Source organism: Actinoplanes sp. OR16 (assembly GCF_004001265.1).
Classification (GTDB): domain Bacteria; phylum Actinomycetota; class Actinomycetes; order Mycobacteriales; family Micromonosporaceae; genus Actinoplanes.
Genome location: NZ_AP019371.1, coordinates 452402 through 468070 on the forward strand (window position 1 = coordinate 452402; position 15669 = coordinate 468070).

General features: G+C 72.0%; 13 protein-coding genes. 3 read left to right on the plus strand and 10 right to left on the minus strand.

Annotation, left to right across the window (positions count from 1 at the left end; all coding sequences use genetic code 11):
- Positions 1-157: 157 nt before the first annotated feature.
- Together EP757_RS02065 and EP757_RS02070 are read left to right on the plus strand one after the other, a co-directional pair.
- Positions 158-1960 carry a glycogen debranching enzyme N-terminal domain-containing protein gene (locus EP757_RS02065; protein ID WP_127542517.1) on the plus strand — a complete coding sequence of 601 codons (1803 nt, stop codon included), beginning with the start codon at positions 158-160 and terminating at the stop codon, positions 1958-1960.
- On the plus strand, positions 1957-3159 hold the full coding sequence (locus EP757_RS02070) for a glycosyltransferase family 4 protein (protein WP_127542518.1): 1203 nt from the start codon (positions 1957-1959) through the stop codon (positions 3157-3159). Before EP757_RS02065 ends, EP757_RS02070 begins: the two co-directional genes overlap by 4 nt.
- Here the strand turns inward: EP757_RS02070 and EP757_RS02075 are convergent.
- From EP757_RS02075 to EP757_RS02090, 4 genes are read right to left on the minus strand one after another with little or no spacing between them, the layout of a single operon-like run.
- Complete coding sequence (locus EP757_RS02075; RefSeq protein ID WP_127542519.1) at positions 3156-3419, minus strand: UBP-type zinc finger domain-containing protein; 264 nt, start codon at positions 3417-3419, stop codon at positions 3156-3158. The two genes, EP757_RS02070 and EP757_RS02075, sit on opposite strands and share 4 nt — an antisense overlap.
- Positions 3416-4990 (minus strand): Na+/H+ antiporter, encoded by a 1575-nt coding sequence (locus tag EP757_RS02080; RefSeq protein ID WP_127542520.1) that lies wholly within the window; start codon positions 4988-4990, stop codon positions 3416-3418. Before EP757_RS02080 ends, EP757_RS02075 begins: the two co-directional genes overlap by 4 nt.
- A 34-nt stretch (positions 4991-5024) precedes the next feature.
- Positions 5025-5618: a fibronectin type III domain-containing protein gene (locus tag EP757_RS02085; RefSeq protein ID WP_127542521.1), complete on the minus strand. Its 594-nt coding sequence runs from the start codon at positions 5616-5618 to the stop codon at positions 5025-5027.
- Between the two features lie 32 nt (positions 5619-5650).
- The gene (locus EP757_RS02090; RefSeq protein ID WP_127554039.1) at positions 5651-6256 is read right to left on the minus strand and encodes an EcsC family protein; all 606 of its coding nucleotides are present in this window, start codon (positions 6254-6256) and stop codon (positions 5651-5653) included.
- A 196-nt stretch (positions 6257-6452) separates the two neighbouring features.
- Between EP757_RS02090 and EP757_RS02095 the strand changes: the two genes are divergently transcribed.
- Positions 6453-7355 carry a proteasome assembly chaperone family protein gene (locus tag EP757_RS02095; protein WP_127542522.1) on the plus strand — a complete coding sequence of 301 codons (903 nt, stop codon included), beginning with the start codon at positions 6453-6455 and terminating at the stop codon, positions 7353-7355.
- Between the two features lie 81 nt (positions 7356-7436).
- Here the strand turns inward: EP757_RS02095 and EP757_RS02100 are convergent, their stop codons facing one another.
- From EP757_RS02100 to ggt, 6 genes are all read right to left on the minus strand, one after another.
- Positions 7437-9641, minus strand: a complete 2205-nt coding sequence (locus tag EP757_RS02100; protein ID WP_127542523.1) for an ATP-binding protein — start codon at positions 9639-9641, stop codon at positions 7437-7439.
- A gap of 160 nt (positions 9642-9801) precedes the next feature.
- Complete coding sequence (gene trmB, locus EP757_RS02105) at positions 9802-10476, minus strand: tRNA (guanosine(46)-N7)-methyltransferase TrmB (protein ID WP_127542524.1); 675 nt, start codon at positions 10474-10476, stop codon at positions 9802-9804.
- A gap of 23 nt (positions 10477-10499) precedes the next feature.
- Positions 10500-11513 (minus strand): PD40 domain-containing protein, encoded by a 1014-nt coding sequence (locus EP757_RS02110; RefSeq protein ID WP_127542525.1) that lies wholly within the window; start codon positions 11511-11513, stop codon positions 10500-10502.
- 117 nt (positions 11514-11630) lie between these two features.
- A complete protein-coding gene (locus EP757_RS02115) occupies positions 11631-12596 on the minus strand; it encodes a DMT family transporter (RefSeq protein WP_232050322.1) in 966 nt (321 codons plus the stop codon).
- Positions 12597-12978: 382 nt separating this feature from the next.
- Positions 12979-13647, minus strand: coding sequence for a hypothetical protein (locus EP757_RS02120; RefSeq protein ID WP_127554040.1), 669 nt, complete (start codon positions 13645-13647; stop codon positions 12979-12981).
- 179 nt (positions 13648-13826) lie between these two features.
- The gene (ggt, locus tag EP757_RS02125; RefSeq protein ID WP_127542527.1) at positions 13827-15620 is read right to left on the minus strand and encodes a gamma-glutamyltransferase; all 1794 of its coding nucleotides are present in this window, start codon (positions 15618-15620) and stop codon (positions 13827-13829) included.
- Positions 15621-15669: the final 49 nt, after the last annotated feature.

Sequence of the window (15669 nt, forward strand, 5' to 3'; positions counted from 1 at the left end):
TCATGCCCACCAACCGGGTGGGCTAATCCTGCCGCCGACCGTGTCCGCCGCAATTCTCTCTTCCCTCGCGCCCCGTCGTCGGCCCGACTGTCCGGATCCCAGGTGATATCTGCCCGTCCGGGGGTTTGCCCGGTTCAAAATCGAGCATTGTGGCGATGTGCCGCAGAATGATCACTTCACTTTCGGGCCGCAGGTCTGCGGCACGCTCTCCACGGATGCCGGCGCAGGGCGGGAATGGCTGCTCACCGACGGTCTCGGTGGGTACGCGAGCGGGACGGTGAGCGGTCTGCGTACCCGCCGTCAACACACGCTGCTGACCGTTGATGATCAGGGCACGCGGCGGGCCGCCCTCGTCTCGCTCGACCTCACCGTCACCCTGCCGTCGGGCGCGAAGGTGACGCTCGGCACCCACGAGTGGGAGTCCGGCGCGATCGCCCCGGCCGGCCACCGTCATCTGGAGAGCTTCGTCCTGGACCGGGGGCTGCCGCGCTGGCGGTGGCGGATCGGCGACGTGGTGATCGAGCGGGAGCTGGCGCTGCGGCACGGGCATCCGTCGCTCGCGGTGGTGGACCGGGTGGTCTCGGCGCCGGCGCCGGTCACCCTGGCCGCCGCCGCGATGTGCACCTGGCGGGACGCGCACGCCTCCCGGCACGCCGGAGGTCCCGCCCCGACCATGACGGCGGCGGCCGGGGGCGCGATCGTGGCCGGTGCGTACCGGCTGGCCGGACCGGGCTGGCAGCCCTCCGGCGTCTGGCACTACGGCGTGCGTACCCGCGAGGACGGCGCCGTCGAGGATCTCTGGCTGGCCGGGACGTTCTACCGGCAGGTCGCGCCGGGCGAGTCCCTGCGGATCTCGGCGTGGGCGGGCGATCTCGCCGAGGAGCCGCCACCTCCGCCGGTGGTCCTGGCCGCGGAGCGCGAGCGCGCTCATCGATTGGTCACCGCCGCCAAGGCGGAGGGGTACGGCGAAAGCCTCGCCCTCGCCGCCGACAAGTTCGTGATCCGGGCCGCCACCGGTCCGGACGTCATCGCCGGCTACCCGTGGCGGGGCAGCGACCTGTCCACCACGATGACCGCCTACGAGGGGCTCTTCCTCGACACCGGGCGACCCGAGGAGGGGCGGGAGCTGCTGATCGCCCGCACCCGCGCGGCGGCCGGAACCCCGGGTCCGCCGGACGCCCCGCTGTGGCTGGTGCACGCGGTGGATCGGCACGTCACCCGTACCGGGGACAGCGACCTCGCCGCCGAACTGGCCGCGCCGCTCGCCCGCCTGATGCGGCAGCGCCTGACCGGGCCGGGCCCGCTGGCGGTGGACCCCGGCGACGGGCTGCTGCGGACCGCGGCCGGCAAGCCCGTCGACGTCAACGCCCTCTGGGTGAACGCGCTCGCCGCGATGGGCGACCTGCTCAGCGAGGGCGGGTACGACGACGGCGAGCCGCGCGCCCGGCACGCCCGCGCCCGCACCTCCTTCCTGGCCGCCTTCCCGGCGCCGGAGGGCTGGCTGCACGACGTCGTCGAGGGCCCGGCGGCGACCTACCCGCTCGGCGCCGGAGCGCACACGAACGACCCGTCGCTGCGGCCCGGCCAGCTGCTCGCCTGGTCGCTGCCGCACGGGCCGATGCGCGGCCAGGACGGCGGGGCGGTCGGCGCGATCGGATCGGCCCTGCTCACTCCGCTGGGACTGCGCACGCTCGCCGCGAACGAGTACGGCTACCGCGGCGACGGCGACCAGGACGGCGCGGTGCTGCCGTGGCTGATCGGGCCGTACGCCGACGCGTGCCGTGCCACCGGCCGCCCGGTCGAGGGCCTGCTCACCGGCCTGGAGGCGCACCTCGCCGAGTACGGCGTCGGATCGGTGAGCGAGCGGGCGGACGGCGAACCGCCACATCGGGCCGGCGGCTGCCCGTTCGCCGCGAAGCCGGTCGCCGAGATGCTGCGCCTAAGGGGAGGACTGGAATGAACATCCTGATGCTGTCGTGGGAGTACCCGCCGCTGCTGGTCGGCGGGCTGGGCCGGCACGTGCACGCGCTCGCCACCACCCTGGCCGCGGCCGGGCACGAGGTGACGGTGGTGACCCGGCACGTGCCGGGCGCGCTGGCCGAGGAGTACACCGAGGGGGTACGGGTGATCCGCGCGCCGGACGACCCGGCCCCCGGCGCGGACATGCTGAACTGGGCCCTGACGTTCAACCACACCCTCACCCGGGCCGCTCTGCGTGCCTGCCGCACCGGCCGGTACGACGTGGTGCACGCCCACGACTGGCTGGTCGCCCACGCCGCGGTGACCCTCCGCGACCACCTCGACGTCCCGCTGATCGCCACCATCCACGCCACCGAGTCCGGCCGGCACCAGGGCTGGCTGCCCGGCCAGTCCAACCGGGCGATCGACGGCATCGAACGCTGGCTCTGCGACGCGGCGGTCCGGGTGATCGTCTGCTCGGAGTACATGAAACGCGAGGTCACCCGCCTCTTCGACGTGCCCGCGGACCGTTCCGACGTGGTCTTCAACGGCGTCGACGCGCTGCGCTGGCGTGCCCGGCCCCGGGCGGTCGAGGCGGCCCGGGCGCGGTACGCCGGCGACGGACCGCTGATCAGCTTCGCCGGGCGGCTCGTCTACGAGAAGGGTGTCCAGAACCTGCTGGCGGCCGTCCCGTTGCTGCGGGAACGGTTCCCATCGCTCCGCGTCGTCGTCGCGGGCGATGGCCCGTACCGGAAGGATCTCGAAGAGAACGCCCCGCCCGGGGTGACCTTCGCGGGGTTCCTCGGCGGCCATGAGCTGACCGCGCTGATGGGCGCCTCGGACTGTTACGTGGTGCCGAGCATCTACGAGCCGTTCGGCATGGTGGCGCTGGAGGCCGCGGCCGCCGGGACGCCCGTCGCGGTGGCGCACACCGGCGGCCTCGCCGAGATCGTCGACGACGGGCTGACCGGGGTGACGTTCCCGCCCGGCGACCCGGAGGCGCTCGCCACCGCCGTCGGCTCGGTGCTCGCCGACCGGGACCACGCCCGCTCGCTGGCGTTGCGCGCCCGCCTGCGCGTGGTCGACGACTTCAACTGGCCGTCGATCGCCGGGCAGACGGTCGCGGTCTACGAGCGGGCGCGGGCCTGCGACGCCTCCCAGGTCTCCCGGGAGGCGGAGAAGCTGCTCGCGGCGCTCTAACCCAGCTGCTGGTCCACGTAGCACCAGCGCCAGGTCTCGCCCGGCTCGTAGGACCGCATCACCGGGTGATCCTGCTCCTGGTGGTGCGCTGACATGTGCCGCCGCGGGGAGGAGTCGCAGCAGCCGACGTACCCGCAGGTCAGGCAGACCCGCAGGTGCACCCAGTCGTGGAGCCCGTCGTGCACGCACTCCGGGCATCCGCCCTCGTAGGGTGCGACCGGCGCCGGGTTTCCGGCTTCCTTCAGGTGCTCACAGGTCAATGCTCACTCCGTTGCAACTGGGACTCTTCCAGGTCGAGCTCGCGCTGGGCGCGGACGAGCACCTCTTCGGGGATCCTGCCCTCGTTCCGGGCGATCTTGAAGACGTGCCGCTCGGCTTTGATCATCTCGCGGCGGAGACGACCGTACGCCGCCGACGGCGTTTCCTGATTCTGACTCCCCAGACGTTCCCACGCGTTGTTCGACCGGCTCTCCATGAGACCGCGCAGCCGCTCCACCACGGCCGGCGGCGCGCCGTTCGCGTGCGCGTCGAGCGCCTCCAGCGCGGCCCGGCTCGCGGTGTGCTGCACCCCCGCCTCGGAGAGCGCGTCCTGGGCGCTGTTGTCCTCCCGGACCTTCAGCACCCGGGCCAGCACCGGCAGGGTGGCGCCCTGCACCAGCAGGGTCAGCACGATGATCGCGAAGGCCACGAAGATGAAGAGCTCACGGGGGTACTCCGGCACCCCGTTCACGCCGGGCTCGGGCAGCGTCTGCGCGGCCGCAAGCGTCACCACGCCGCGCATGCCGGCCCAGGCGATCACCGTCGGCACGGCGATCCTCGGCCGCTCCTCCCGGTTCCGGATCCGCGGGACCAGCCGGGCCAGGTAGGTGGCCGGGTACATCCAGACGAACCGGATCAGCACGAGCGCGACGAAGACCACGGCGGTGACCTGCAGGGTGGTCCGCATGTCCGTCTCGATGCTGCCCACCACGCCCCGCAACTGGAGGCCGACCAGCAGGAAGACCACACCTTCGAGCAGGAAGTTCACCAGGCGCCAGACGGCGTCCATCTGGAGCCGGGACGTCGGGGACAGCAGGTACGGCATCCGGTGGCCCAGGTAGAGGCCGGTGACCACCACGGCCACGACGCTGGACGCATGGATCTTCTCGGCGACGATCACCACGACGAAGGGGGTGAGCAGCGCGACGGCGTCCTCCAGCAGCGGGTCCTTGATCTTGCGGTGCAGCCAGGCGGCGGCGATCGCGGCGAGGAACCCGATCGCCAGGCCACCGCCGGCCTTCAGCGCGACCTCGGCGGCGATCTCGACGAACCCGACCGCGGCACCGGCCAGCGCGCCACCCGCGACCCGCACCATGACCAGCGCCGTCGCGTCGTTGAGCAGGCTCTCGCCCTCGAGGATCGTGACGACGCGCCGGGGCAGGCCGACCCGCCGGGCGATCGCCGTGGCGGAGACCGCGTCCGGCGGGGCCACGATCGCGCCGAGCGCCACACAGGCGGCCAGCGGCACCTCCGGCACCACCATGTGCACCAGATATCCGATCACCATCGCGGTGAACACCACGAGGCCGACCGCGAGCAGCAGGATCGGCCGCAGCGCATGGCGGAACGCCGGCACCGAGGTCTGCAGCGCGGCCACGTAGAGCAGCGGCGGGAGGATCCCGATGAGGACCAGCTCCGGCTCCAGATGCGCCTCCGGGAAGCCCGGGACATAGGAGAGGGCGAGACCGGCGACGAGCAGCACCAGCGGCGCCACGAAACCGAGGCGGCGGGCGAGCGCGGCGCCGACCACGGAGATCGCTACTAGCACGACCACGTCGACGATGGCTTCCATTCCGGGAAGCTTAGAGACTGACGCGCCGATCGGCTCAGGACGTGGTGCTCACCACTTCCGAACGCGCCACCGTCGTCGTGTAGGTGCCCTCCTGGGAGGTCACGTGCTTGCGCCGCACGTCCACCGAGAAGACGTAGTGGGTGCCCGGCGTCAGGCCGGTCACGCTGGCGCTCAGGTCACCGCAGCCGTTCGGCGTGACGGTGGTCCAGCCGACGTCCTCCTGCTCCCCCACCCGCAGGTCCTGGTTCGCGGCCGTCAGCTTGTAGTCGACGATGTCGGCGCCGCCCGGGTTGTAGAAGGTCACCACCGCGCTGGTACGGCCGGGCACCACGTCCAAGCCGTTGATCACGCCGGCGCCGCGGGGTGCCGGCGTGCAGGTCGGGCTCGCGGTCGCGGTCGGCGAGGTGGTGGGCGGGAGGGTCGGCAGCGTGAGCTCCGGCGTGGGCGACGCGGTGCCGTACCTGGTCACCGCCGACGGGGTGGCCTGCCCGGCGTCGACGTTGAGCCATTCGGCGCCGCTGTTGTCGGCGGGCGGCGTGTCCGTGGCGGCGGACGAGCAGCCGGCGACCAGCAGCGGCAGCGCGACGGCGGACAGCAGCAGAGCGGACTTCCCGCGGTTTCCCAGCACGTCAGGAAGATTCGGGTTTCCGCCACGATTGCTTAGCGGCTGCGGTAGTGCTCACGGGTCCGGCGGGCCAGGTCCTTCGTCGCCACCGAGTTCGCCCAGGTCCCGAGGACCATGCCGCCAAGCGGAATGATCTTGACGACCACCCGCTTGGCCGCGCGGACGCCCGCCATCTGCGCGAGCCGGACGCCCAGGGTGACCAGGACCCGCGCCATCGGCGCCCCCGAAGCACCGGTGAAGATCCGGCTCGCATGCTCGCGACCGGCCGCGACACCCAGCGCCGTCCGAGCCGTCTCGGCGTACTTGTGCACCCGCTGCAGGATCAGCAGCTCGGTGGCCCGTTCCGCGCCGGTCGGGTCGTAGCCGTAGGCGGCCGCCACGTGCAGCACCATCCGCGCCTGCGTCCAGGACAGCACGCCGACGTCGACCACCGCGCCGGGCAGCCCCGCCGCACCGGACACCGCGCCGGACAGGCGGGCCTGGTTGGTGAACCTCTTCACGGCGAGGGCGGCCAGTTCGTCGGGGCCCGCGCCGGGGCGTTCCACCCGCATCCGGGCCAGCCAGCGCTCCGCCTCCGGACCGAGCCGCCGCACCGCCTCCAGGGCGAGGTGCTCGGGCGCGTACTGAGGATCGGCCTTCATCCGGGCCCAGAGCGTGCTCGGTGGCGCGGTGTTCTCGAGAACTTGACTCACAGTTCCTCCGATGGGGGTCGGCACCTCATTGTGCGTGGTCCGCGCACCCCCTACCGCTGTGCGTTGGGTAACAATGCGTGGTGCCGGAATGCGTGAGCCTCTTCCGGTGTTGCCATCAGCACCCACTCGCGAGGAGGACCGCAGCGTGCTCGACCCACACGGGCTCTACGAGGTGACCGGTGAGCTGCCGGTCCTGGACAGCCCGGTGCTCATCCAGGCGCTCACCGGATTCGTCGATGCCGGCAGTGCGATCCAGTTGACCCGGGACCACATGCTGGAGAACCTGGAGAGCGAGGTCGTCGCGACCTTCGACCTGGACCAGCTCCTGGACTACCGTTCGCGCCGCCCTCCGATGATCTTCGTGGCCGACCACTTCGAGAGTTACGAGGAGCCGGTCCTCGCCCTGCACCTCGTCACCGACCAGCTCGGCACGCGGTTCCTGCTCCTCGCCGGCCCCGAGCCGGACCTGCAGTGGGAGCGCTTCATCGCGGCGATCACCGAATTGATCGAGACCTTGGGCGTGCGGGTGACCGTCGGCCTCAACGCGATCCCGATGGCCGTGCCGCACACCCGTCCGGTCGGCGTCACCGCGCACGCCACCGACAAGAAGCTGCTCGGTGACCACGAGTCGTGGCTGCAACGCGTCCAGGTGCCGGCCAGCGTCGGCAACCTCCTCGAGTTCCGCCTCGGCCGGAGCGGGCACGACGCGCTCGGCTACGCCGCCCACGTCCCGCACTACCTGGCACAGACCGGCTACCCGGCCGCCGCCGAGCTCCTGCTCGACTCGGTGTCGGCGAGCACCGGCCTGGCCCTGCCCACCGGCGGCCTGCGCGAGTCGGCCGCCCTGGTCCGCGAAGAGGTCGACAAGCAGATCGCCGACGACGAACAGGCCGGCCGCCTCGTCACCTCCCTCGAAGCGCAGTACGACGCCTTCGTCCGGGGCCGCCAGGGCAACCTGCTCGCCGACACCGACACGCCGCTGCCCACCGCCGAGGAACTGGGCGCCGAACTGGAGCGCTTCCTGGCCGAACAGAGCCGCGACGAGTAATCCGGCTCTTCCCCTCCGACGGCGGCGCTCCCTCGGGCGCCGCCGCCTCCACGTCCGGCTGCGCGGAGGTCTCGCAGGCCGCTAACGGACCTCCAGCGGGAGGCGGATCAGGACTGTCGTGCCCGAGTCGCCGCCGGTCAGTTCGACGCTGCCCTGGTGTTTCTCGACCACGGCTCGCGAAAGGGTCAGGCCCAGGCCACTGCCCGGGATGGCGCGTTCGTTGACGCGGCTCGTGCGGTAGTGGCCGGTGAAGATCTCCTCGCGTTCGGCGCGGGGGATGTCGCCGGCGGCGTCCGAGACGGAGAGCTCGGCGGCGCGGCCGGTGCTGCGCAGGGCGACCGAGACGTGGCCGCCGTCCGGGCTGTAGCGGACCGCCATGCCGAGCAGGTTCTGCACGATGTGCCGCATGCGGTCCTTGTCGCACGGGACGATCAGCTCGGCGGGCAGGTCGGTGTCGATGACGACGGGTTCGCCGTCGATGGCGAGGCGGGTGCGGTCGACGACGTCGCGGACCACGGCGGCCAGGTCGATCGGGGTGCGCCGGACGTCGGCGTGCCCGGCGTCGAGGGCGGACAGTTCCAGCAGCTCGTTGATGATCTCCCGGAGCTGGAGGGTGTTCCGTTCGACCACCTTGATCAGCCGGGGGCCGTCCCGGACCAGGGTGGCCTCGTCGGCTTCGCGGAGCAGCTCGGTGTACGCGCTGATCGACGTGAGCGGGGTGCGCAGCTCGTGGCCGATCAGGGCCAGGTACTCGTTCTTGCTCCGGGTGAGCTGCAGCTGCAGGTCCTCGACCCGGCGGCGTTCGACGAACTGGCCCAGGTGGGCGGCGATACCGGACATCAGGGCGAGGAGTTCGTCCTCCGGGTCCTCGACGGCGTCGGCGAAGACGGTGAGCACGCCGATCGGGCCGGCGCCGTCGTGGACCGGGATGGCGAGCGCGGTGTGCAGGCGGTCGGCCGAGGTATCCGGGGAGATCAGGCTCTGCGGGCGGCCGACGTCCCGGATCCAGAGCGGCTTGTCGACCTGCCAGGCGCGCCCGGCGAGGCCTTGACCGTACGCGAGGCGCTCCGGCACCGGGATCTCGGCGGGCCAGCCGGGGGCACTCCACCGGGCGGCGGCTCGTACCGTCCCCTCCTCGACCAGCCACAGCTCGGCGTGCACCCAGTCGAGGGCGCCGACGATCGCCTCCAGCACGCGGGGGCCGGCCGCCTCGATGCTCGGCGCCTCGGCGAGGGCCGTGGTGACGGCCAGTTCGCAGCTGCGGAACTTCTCGGCACGGCGCTGCCGGGTGACGTCCTGCACCGCCTGGACCGCGCCGAGCACCCGGCCGTCGACGCCGTGGATCGGCTGGGCGTCCATGACGTAGTAGTGGGTACGCCGGCTGCGCCCGTGCAGCGCCAGTGGCTCGTCCCGGATCACCTCGCCGCGCAGCGCCCGGACCAGGCCCAGGTCGTCGCGGGTCAGCGGGGTTCCGGTGGTGTCGGTGAGGCCGGCGGTGGTCTCGGTGCCGAAGACGGTGTCGCCCCAGAGCCGCATCCGCTCGTTGACGAACGCGATCCGCCCGGTCGCGTCGCAGGCCACCACACCGTCGTGCAGGCTGTCCAGCACGGCGTCCAGGAACCGGTGCTGCTGCTCCAGCTCGTACCGGGCGATCTGCTCGCCGATCAGCAGCGTCGCCACCTCGGCGGCCTCGGAGACCGCGGCGATCTGCCCGGGTGTCCACGGGCGGGGGCTGTGGTCGTACGCGTAGCAGACGCCGAGGACCGCGCCGGTCCGGTCGTGCACGGGACAGCCGAGGTAGGCGCCGCCGGTGCGGCGGAGCAGGCCGTCCGGGATGCGGGTGTCGTGCTGGGCGTCCTCGACGATCAGGGTGGCGCCGGCGCCGACCACGATGCCGCCGAGCGAGGTGTCCAGGCTGCTCTCGGCGACCACCTCCCAGTCGGCGGCGACCCCCCAGCTGCCGTAGAGACGCAGGCGGGAGTCCTCGACGAACTGGATGCAGGCGCTGGGCGCCCCGGCGGCACGGGCCACCAGGGCGGCGAGTTGATCGGCCGAGCCGGAGGTGAGCACGCCGCGATGCAGGGACGGTCCGGCCGCTGCCGCCTCGGCGAGCACGTCCCGCAACGAGCCGCGCTTTCTCGGCGGGGTGTCGGCAGCCGCCGGCGAGCGGTGCCCGTCGGCGGCTGACCCCCCGTGAGGCGCAACCGGGTGCGCGAGTGTCGCGGCTTCCGCCGCACCGGTCCCGTCGGACCGCCCGGCGTCGATGCCGGCGTCATCTCGCCGCATGGCTGACCTCCGGCCTCCAGCGTAGAGGCCTTATGGGGGTAAAAGGGGCAAAATATGCTCAGCTCCGGACGTGCAAGGACTGGATGTGCAAGAGCCGGGCTTACAAGGACCGGGCTTACAAGGACTGGGCTTACAAGGACTGGGCTTACAAGGACCGGGCTTACAAGGACCGGGCGTACAAGAAATCGCTGATAGGGCGACCGGCCTCGGACCCGCGCCTCTCGAACTTGGTCGTGGGCCGCGGGTTCTTCGCCTCCGGGAGGAGGCTCAGCCCCGGATCGGCGTCGAGCGTCCCGGCCATCGCCTCCGCGTAGTCCGGCCAGTCGGTGGCGCAGTGCAGCACGCCGCCCGGCCGCAGGCGATCACGCAGCAGGGCGACGTTCGACGGCTGGATCAGGCGGCGCTTGTGGTGTCGCGCCTTCGGCCACGGATCCGGGAAGTAGACGTGCACGGCATCGAGCGAACCCGGCGCGATGCGGTGCACCAGCTGCATGGCGTCGCCGTGAGCGATCCGGAGATTCGTCAGGTTCCGCTCACCGGCGAGCGCCAGCAGATTGCCGATGCCGGGCGTGTGCACCTCGACGGCGAGATAGTTCCTCTTCGGGTCCTGCGCGGCCATCTCCGCTGTCGCGTCGCCCATGCCGAAGCCGATTTCCAGTACGACCGGAGCACCGTTGCCGAACAGCTCCGTCAGATCGAGATCGCTCCGGTCGCCGTCGACGACGGTGAACCCGAGAGCCGGCCAGAGGGCGGAGTAGGCGTCGTGGTGGCGTGCGCTCATCCGCCCGCGGCGAGGGTGGAAGGTGCGGATGGGCCGCATGTCAGTCTCAGTCATGGCGGCCCCATGGTAGTTCGTCGTCACCGCACCAGCGGCTGCACGCTCGGCTGCGAACCCGACTTGAACGGGGTGCGCACGCCGTTCGCCAGCCCGACCACCGTCACCCACGCGGTCCCGGCCTTCTCGCTGGTGAGCACGGCCCGGCCGGCGTCCACGTAGTCGAGCTCGCGGTCCATCGCGTTCCCGATCGTGCGGGTGGCGCCGGTGATCGCGTCGTACTCCACCAGGTGCACCGGCTTGTTCTCGTCCGCCGTCTCACCCTCCTGGAACGCGGTGAACGCCAGCTTCGCGCCGTCCGACCGCCAGCTCGGGACCACGGCGAAACCCTTGTTCTGTACGCCGCCGCCGCCGTACGCCGCGACCGTCTTCTCACCGCCGGTCGTCACGTCGCCGAGGCTCAGGCACGCGTCGTAGATCGACTCACAGTCACCACCGCGGAAGGCGAGCTGCTTGCCGTCCGGGGACCAGGCGACCGCGTCGTCGGTGCTCAGTTCCCTCGCGACGCTCTTCGCGGCCTCCGCCTCGGCCGGCAGGGTCTCGGCCTTGCAGTCGCGCGGGAACATGACCGCTTCCTTCTTCCCACCGGTCGCCGGAATCTTGAAGACCCCCGGTCCACCGGTGCAGGACAGCGACGAGAACGCGATCCACTTGCCGTCCGGCGACCAGGACGGGCCGGCCGCCGGGCGGGTGGTGAGGCGCTTCTGGTTCGAACCGTCCGCGTTCATGGTCCAGAGCTGACCCTTGTTCAGGAAGGCGATCTGCCGGCCGTTCGGCGACCAGCGCGGGCGGGCTGCGGCGCCGGTGCTGGTCAGACGCTTCTCCGAGGCGCCCTTGCTGGTGTAGACGTCGCCCTTGCGGACGTAGGCCACCAGACTCGGGAGCTGTGCCTCAGCGGCCTTTGCTGCCGCCATCGTCGTCACGGCGACCTTTGTCGAGGCGCCGGGTGCCGCCTGAGCAGCCTGTGCTGCCGGGCTGCAGACCGTGCAGCAGATGCCCGCCGTCGCCGCTACCGCTACCTGACCGAAGTTCTTCATGGCCGAACGCCCCCCGAAGTTCTGCCTGATCTGCGCTTGCACCAGGAAGCATCGTCGCAACCGGCGAGCTGCTGAGCGGGAACCACGCGGATACCAGAAAAATCACGCCGATTCGGGTTATGTCAGATCAGCCGTTCGGACTGTCCCCGCCTCGGCGTCGGCCTCGGCCTCTGCGTCGGCGTCGGCCTCGGTGTCGGCGCCGACGTACAGGGTCGCCACCGCCCCCAGCAGCAGCGCACCGCCGGCGATCGTGGCGGCGCCCAGCGGCTCGTCGATCAGGACGACCGCCAGCAGGGCCGCCGTCAGCGGTTCCAGCAGGGTGACGACCACCGCGACGCTGCCGGTCGTGTGGCGCAGGCCGGTGTAGAAGAGGGCGTACGCCAGGGCCGTCGTGATCGCGCCGGCGTAGACGAGCAGCGCCACCGGCTCCCACTCCGGCGTGAAGGTCAAGCCCTCGACCGCGGCGATCGGCAGCAGGGTCAGGGTGCCGATCGCACAGGACAGCGTGGTGAGGATCAGCGGCTCGACACCCTGCGTGGTGTGGCGGCTCAGGGCGGTGGAGGCGGCGTACACGATCCCCGACCCGACCGCGGCGAGCAGCCCCAGCCCGGCCGCCGCCTCACCGGGGCCGGCCGTGGCGCCGGCGATCAGCACCAGTCCGATGATCGCGGCGGAGGAGGCGGCAAGAGTGGCGGCGCCGGGACGCTGCCGGGTACGGACCGTCTCCCACGCGCTGAGCAGCACCGGCGCGATACCGAGGCTGACCACCGTCGCGATGCTGACGCCACCGAGCCGTACCGCCACGAAGTACAGCGCCTGATAGGCGGCCAGGCCGGCCCCGGCCAGCGTGATCACCACAGGCGCGCTGCGGAAGGCCGCGACGATCCGCCGCCGCGCCGGGAACCCGAGAAGCAGCATGACCATTGCCGCGAACAGCAGCCGGTAGAAGCCGATCGCCACAGCGCCGAGGCCGGTGCCCTCGGCGACCACCTGGACGACGACGCCGGCGGTGCCCCAGAGGATGCCGGCGGCGGACAGTTGCAGAAGTGCCAGGCGTGCGCCGGCAGTAGGAGAGAAAGACACGGTGCGCTCCGGAGGAAAAGAAGTGAGTCGGTGACGGCAGGCACCGGAGCGCAGCAGAGAATCACCGGCCGGCTGATGCGCGGACGGTGCGGGCGGGCGCTCCGGTCAGGAGCGCGGCGGGCCGAGGTTGCCGAGATCGAGCGAAAGACTCACGCGCGCAGCCTAACCGACCCCGGTCCGGAGTCGTCGCACCGCTCACGCCGTGAGAGGCACAACAACCCACGGCCGGGAGCGCGGCGATCGACGACCGGATGCAGCGGCGGGTGCGCGGGAAGGCGGGTGCGCGGGGGAGGCGGGTGCGCAGGGGAGGCGGGTGCGCAGGGGAGGCGGGCGCCCCCGGCGTGACGGGCAGTGCACGTCGGGGGCGCCCTGGTGGGGAGGGTCAGGCGGCGGCCGGCGCGGCGGTCGCCGACCACATCGCGGTGAAGGCGGCCGCCTCGCCGGCCAGCCAGCTCTCGACGTAGGCCGGCTGGGACGCCGCATCGAGCCGGTGGGTGACGCCGCGGCGGACGTCGACCAGGACCGGCTCGGCGTTGGGCAGGATCTGGTCCATGTGGCGGGCCATCAGGTGCAGCATCGCGGTCACCGCCTCGGCGGCCGGCGGCTCCTCGTCGAAGTGCAGCCGGACGGCCTCGCGGCGGCCGTCGTCGTAGCGCAGGCCGAAATGCGGGTTGATCTTCACGGCGAGCGGGCCGACGGTGGCGATCGCGTCCCGGGTCTGCGCCAGGTTGACCAGCTCCGGGTCGCCGAGGGAGGCGAGGTAGGCCCGGGCGCCGCCACGCAGAGTCGAATAGAGCGGCTTCCACCGGTCTTTCACCAGCCCGACGACGCCGTCGAGATAGCTGCCGCCGGTGCGGAACGCGATGTCGGCCTTCAGCGCCTTCACCAGCTGGCCGTGCGGGTTGAACCCGGACCGGCGCTCCCGCTGCTTGCGCAGACCGCCGACGAACGTGGCCTTGGCCGGGCCGGTACGGGAGACGTACCGCGTGAAGCCGAGCATCGTCGCATAGGGAGGGATCACGGGCACAGGGTTGGTCGAGAGCGTTGACATGGTCACGTCGGTCTCCTCACTAGCGCTGACCGGCACGTGCAGAACGCCGAAGATCAGCAGCTCAGGCCCCCTCTTTCGTACATACATACTAATCGACGGGTACGACATTCCCCAACGCGAAAGCCCACGGCGCATGCGGAGAGGCGCCGTGGGCTTCGAGTCCGGAATCCTCGCTCAGGTCAGCGACGCGGACGGACGACCGCCGCTGTTCCTCCGCCTCGGCGGGACGGTTCGGCGGCGGCGATGAGACCTCCGCCTCGGGTGAACTCGATGGCGGTGGCGGCTCCGAGCTCGGCCACATCAGGGCCGAAGGTGTGGCCGAGCGCGGTCAGGGCGGGGCCGTACCGCGTACGGAAAGCGGGTTCGGCCTGGATGCCGGCCGAGTTGCGCTGGGAGGCGCGGGGCGCGGCCATCGCCGCGGGCAGGCTCATGCCGAGTTCGACCCGGTTGAGCAGGATCTGGAGCACTGTGGTGATGATGGTGGCGCCGCCGGGCGAGCCGAGGGCGAGGAACGGCGTGCCGTCCTTCAGCACGATCGTCGGGGACATCGAGCTGCGCGGGCGCTTGCCGGGGCCGGGCAGGTTCGGGTCGGCGGCGCTGCCCTGAGTGGGGGCGAAGTTGAAGTCGGTCAGCTCGTTGTTGAGCAGGAAGCCACGGCCGGGCACGACCATCGCGTTGCCGCCGGTCTGCTCGATCGTGAAGGTGTACTCGACGATGTTGCCCCAGCGGTCGGCGACGGTGAGGTTCGTGGTGCTCTGACCCTGTTCGGTGGGTCCGCCGACGGTCGCCGGCGTGCAGCCCGCGGCGGTGATGTCACCGGGCGGCACCGGCTTCACCAGCGCCTTGCCGGGGTCGATCCGGCAGGCCCGCTGGGCCGCCCACCGGTCGGAGATCAGCTTCTGGACGGTCTGCCGCGGGGTGTCCGCGCCGACGTACCGGTTGCGGTCGGCGAAGGAGAGCGCCGACGCCTCCAGGTAGTAGTGCAGCTTGTCGATCGTGGTGGCCGAGGCCGGCAGACCCTTCTCGATGATGTTGAGGGCTTCGCTGACGGCGATACCGCCCGACGACGGCGTGTTCATGCCGTAGATCGTCAGATCCCGGAAATCGGACTTGGTCGGCGAGGGGAAACGCAGGCTGTAGCGGGCCAGGTCACCCTTGGTGAGGGTTCCGGGCCTGATGGGGTACGCCCAGACGCCCGCCGGATCGGCCGACACCGGCGGATGCTGGACCGTCTCCACGAGATCATCGGCGATCGCGCCCCGGTAGAACACATCGGTTCCCTTGCGGGCGATCAGGCGGTAGGTCGCGGCCAGGTCCGGGTTCCGCAGCGTGGTGCCGACCGCGGGCGGGGCGCCACCGGGCAGGTAGATCTCCCGGGTGGAGTCGAACTGGCCGAACGCGGCGGCGTTGTCGGCGACCTGCTGGCGGAACGTCGCGTCGACCGGGAAACCGCGCTCGGCGACCGTGGCGGCGGGCCTCAGACCGGCCGCCAGGGACCGTGTCCCCCACTTGCGGGCGGCGGTCTCCCAGGTGGCGAGCGTGCCGGGCGCGCCGACCGAGAGGCCGCTGACCCGCGCTTCGGCGAAGTCGTACGGCAATCCGTCCACCGGATCGATGAAGTGCTTCTCGGTCATCGTCGCGGGCCCGGTCTCCCGCCCGTCGATCGTGGAGACGCTGCGCCGCTTCGCGTCGTAGTAGACGAAGAAGCCGCCGCCCCCGATCCCGGCCGAGAACGGCTCGGTCACGCCGAGAGTGGCCGCGGCGGCGATCGCGGCGTCCACCGCGTTGCCACCGTGCCGCAGCACGTCGAGGCCGACCGCTGTGGCGGTGGCGTCGACGGTGGCGACCGCGCCGCCGTACCCGGTCGCGGTCGGGCCCGGAGCGGGAGCACCGCCCGCCGATGCCGGTGACGCCGCGACCGCGACGCCCAGGGTGGTCAAGGAAAGCGCTGTGAGCGCGGGCAGGAACCGCATCGGCCCTCCAGTCAGGACAGTGTCGGTTGTCGATTCCCTGCCTACCGGG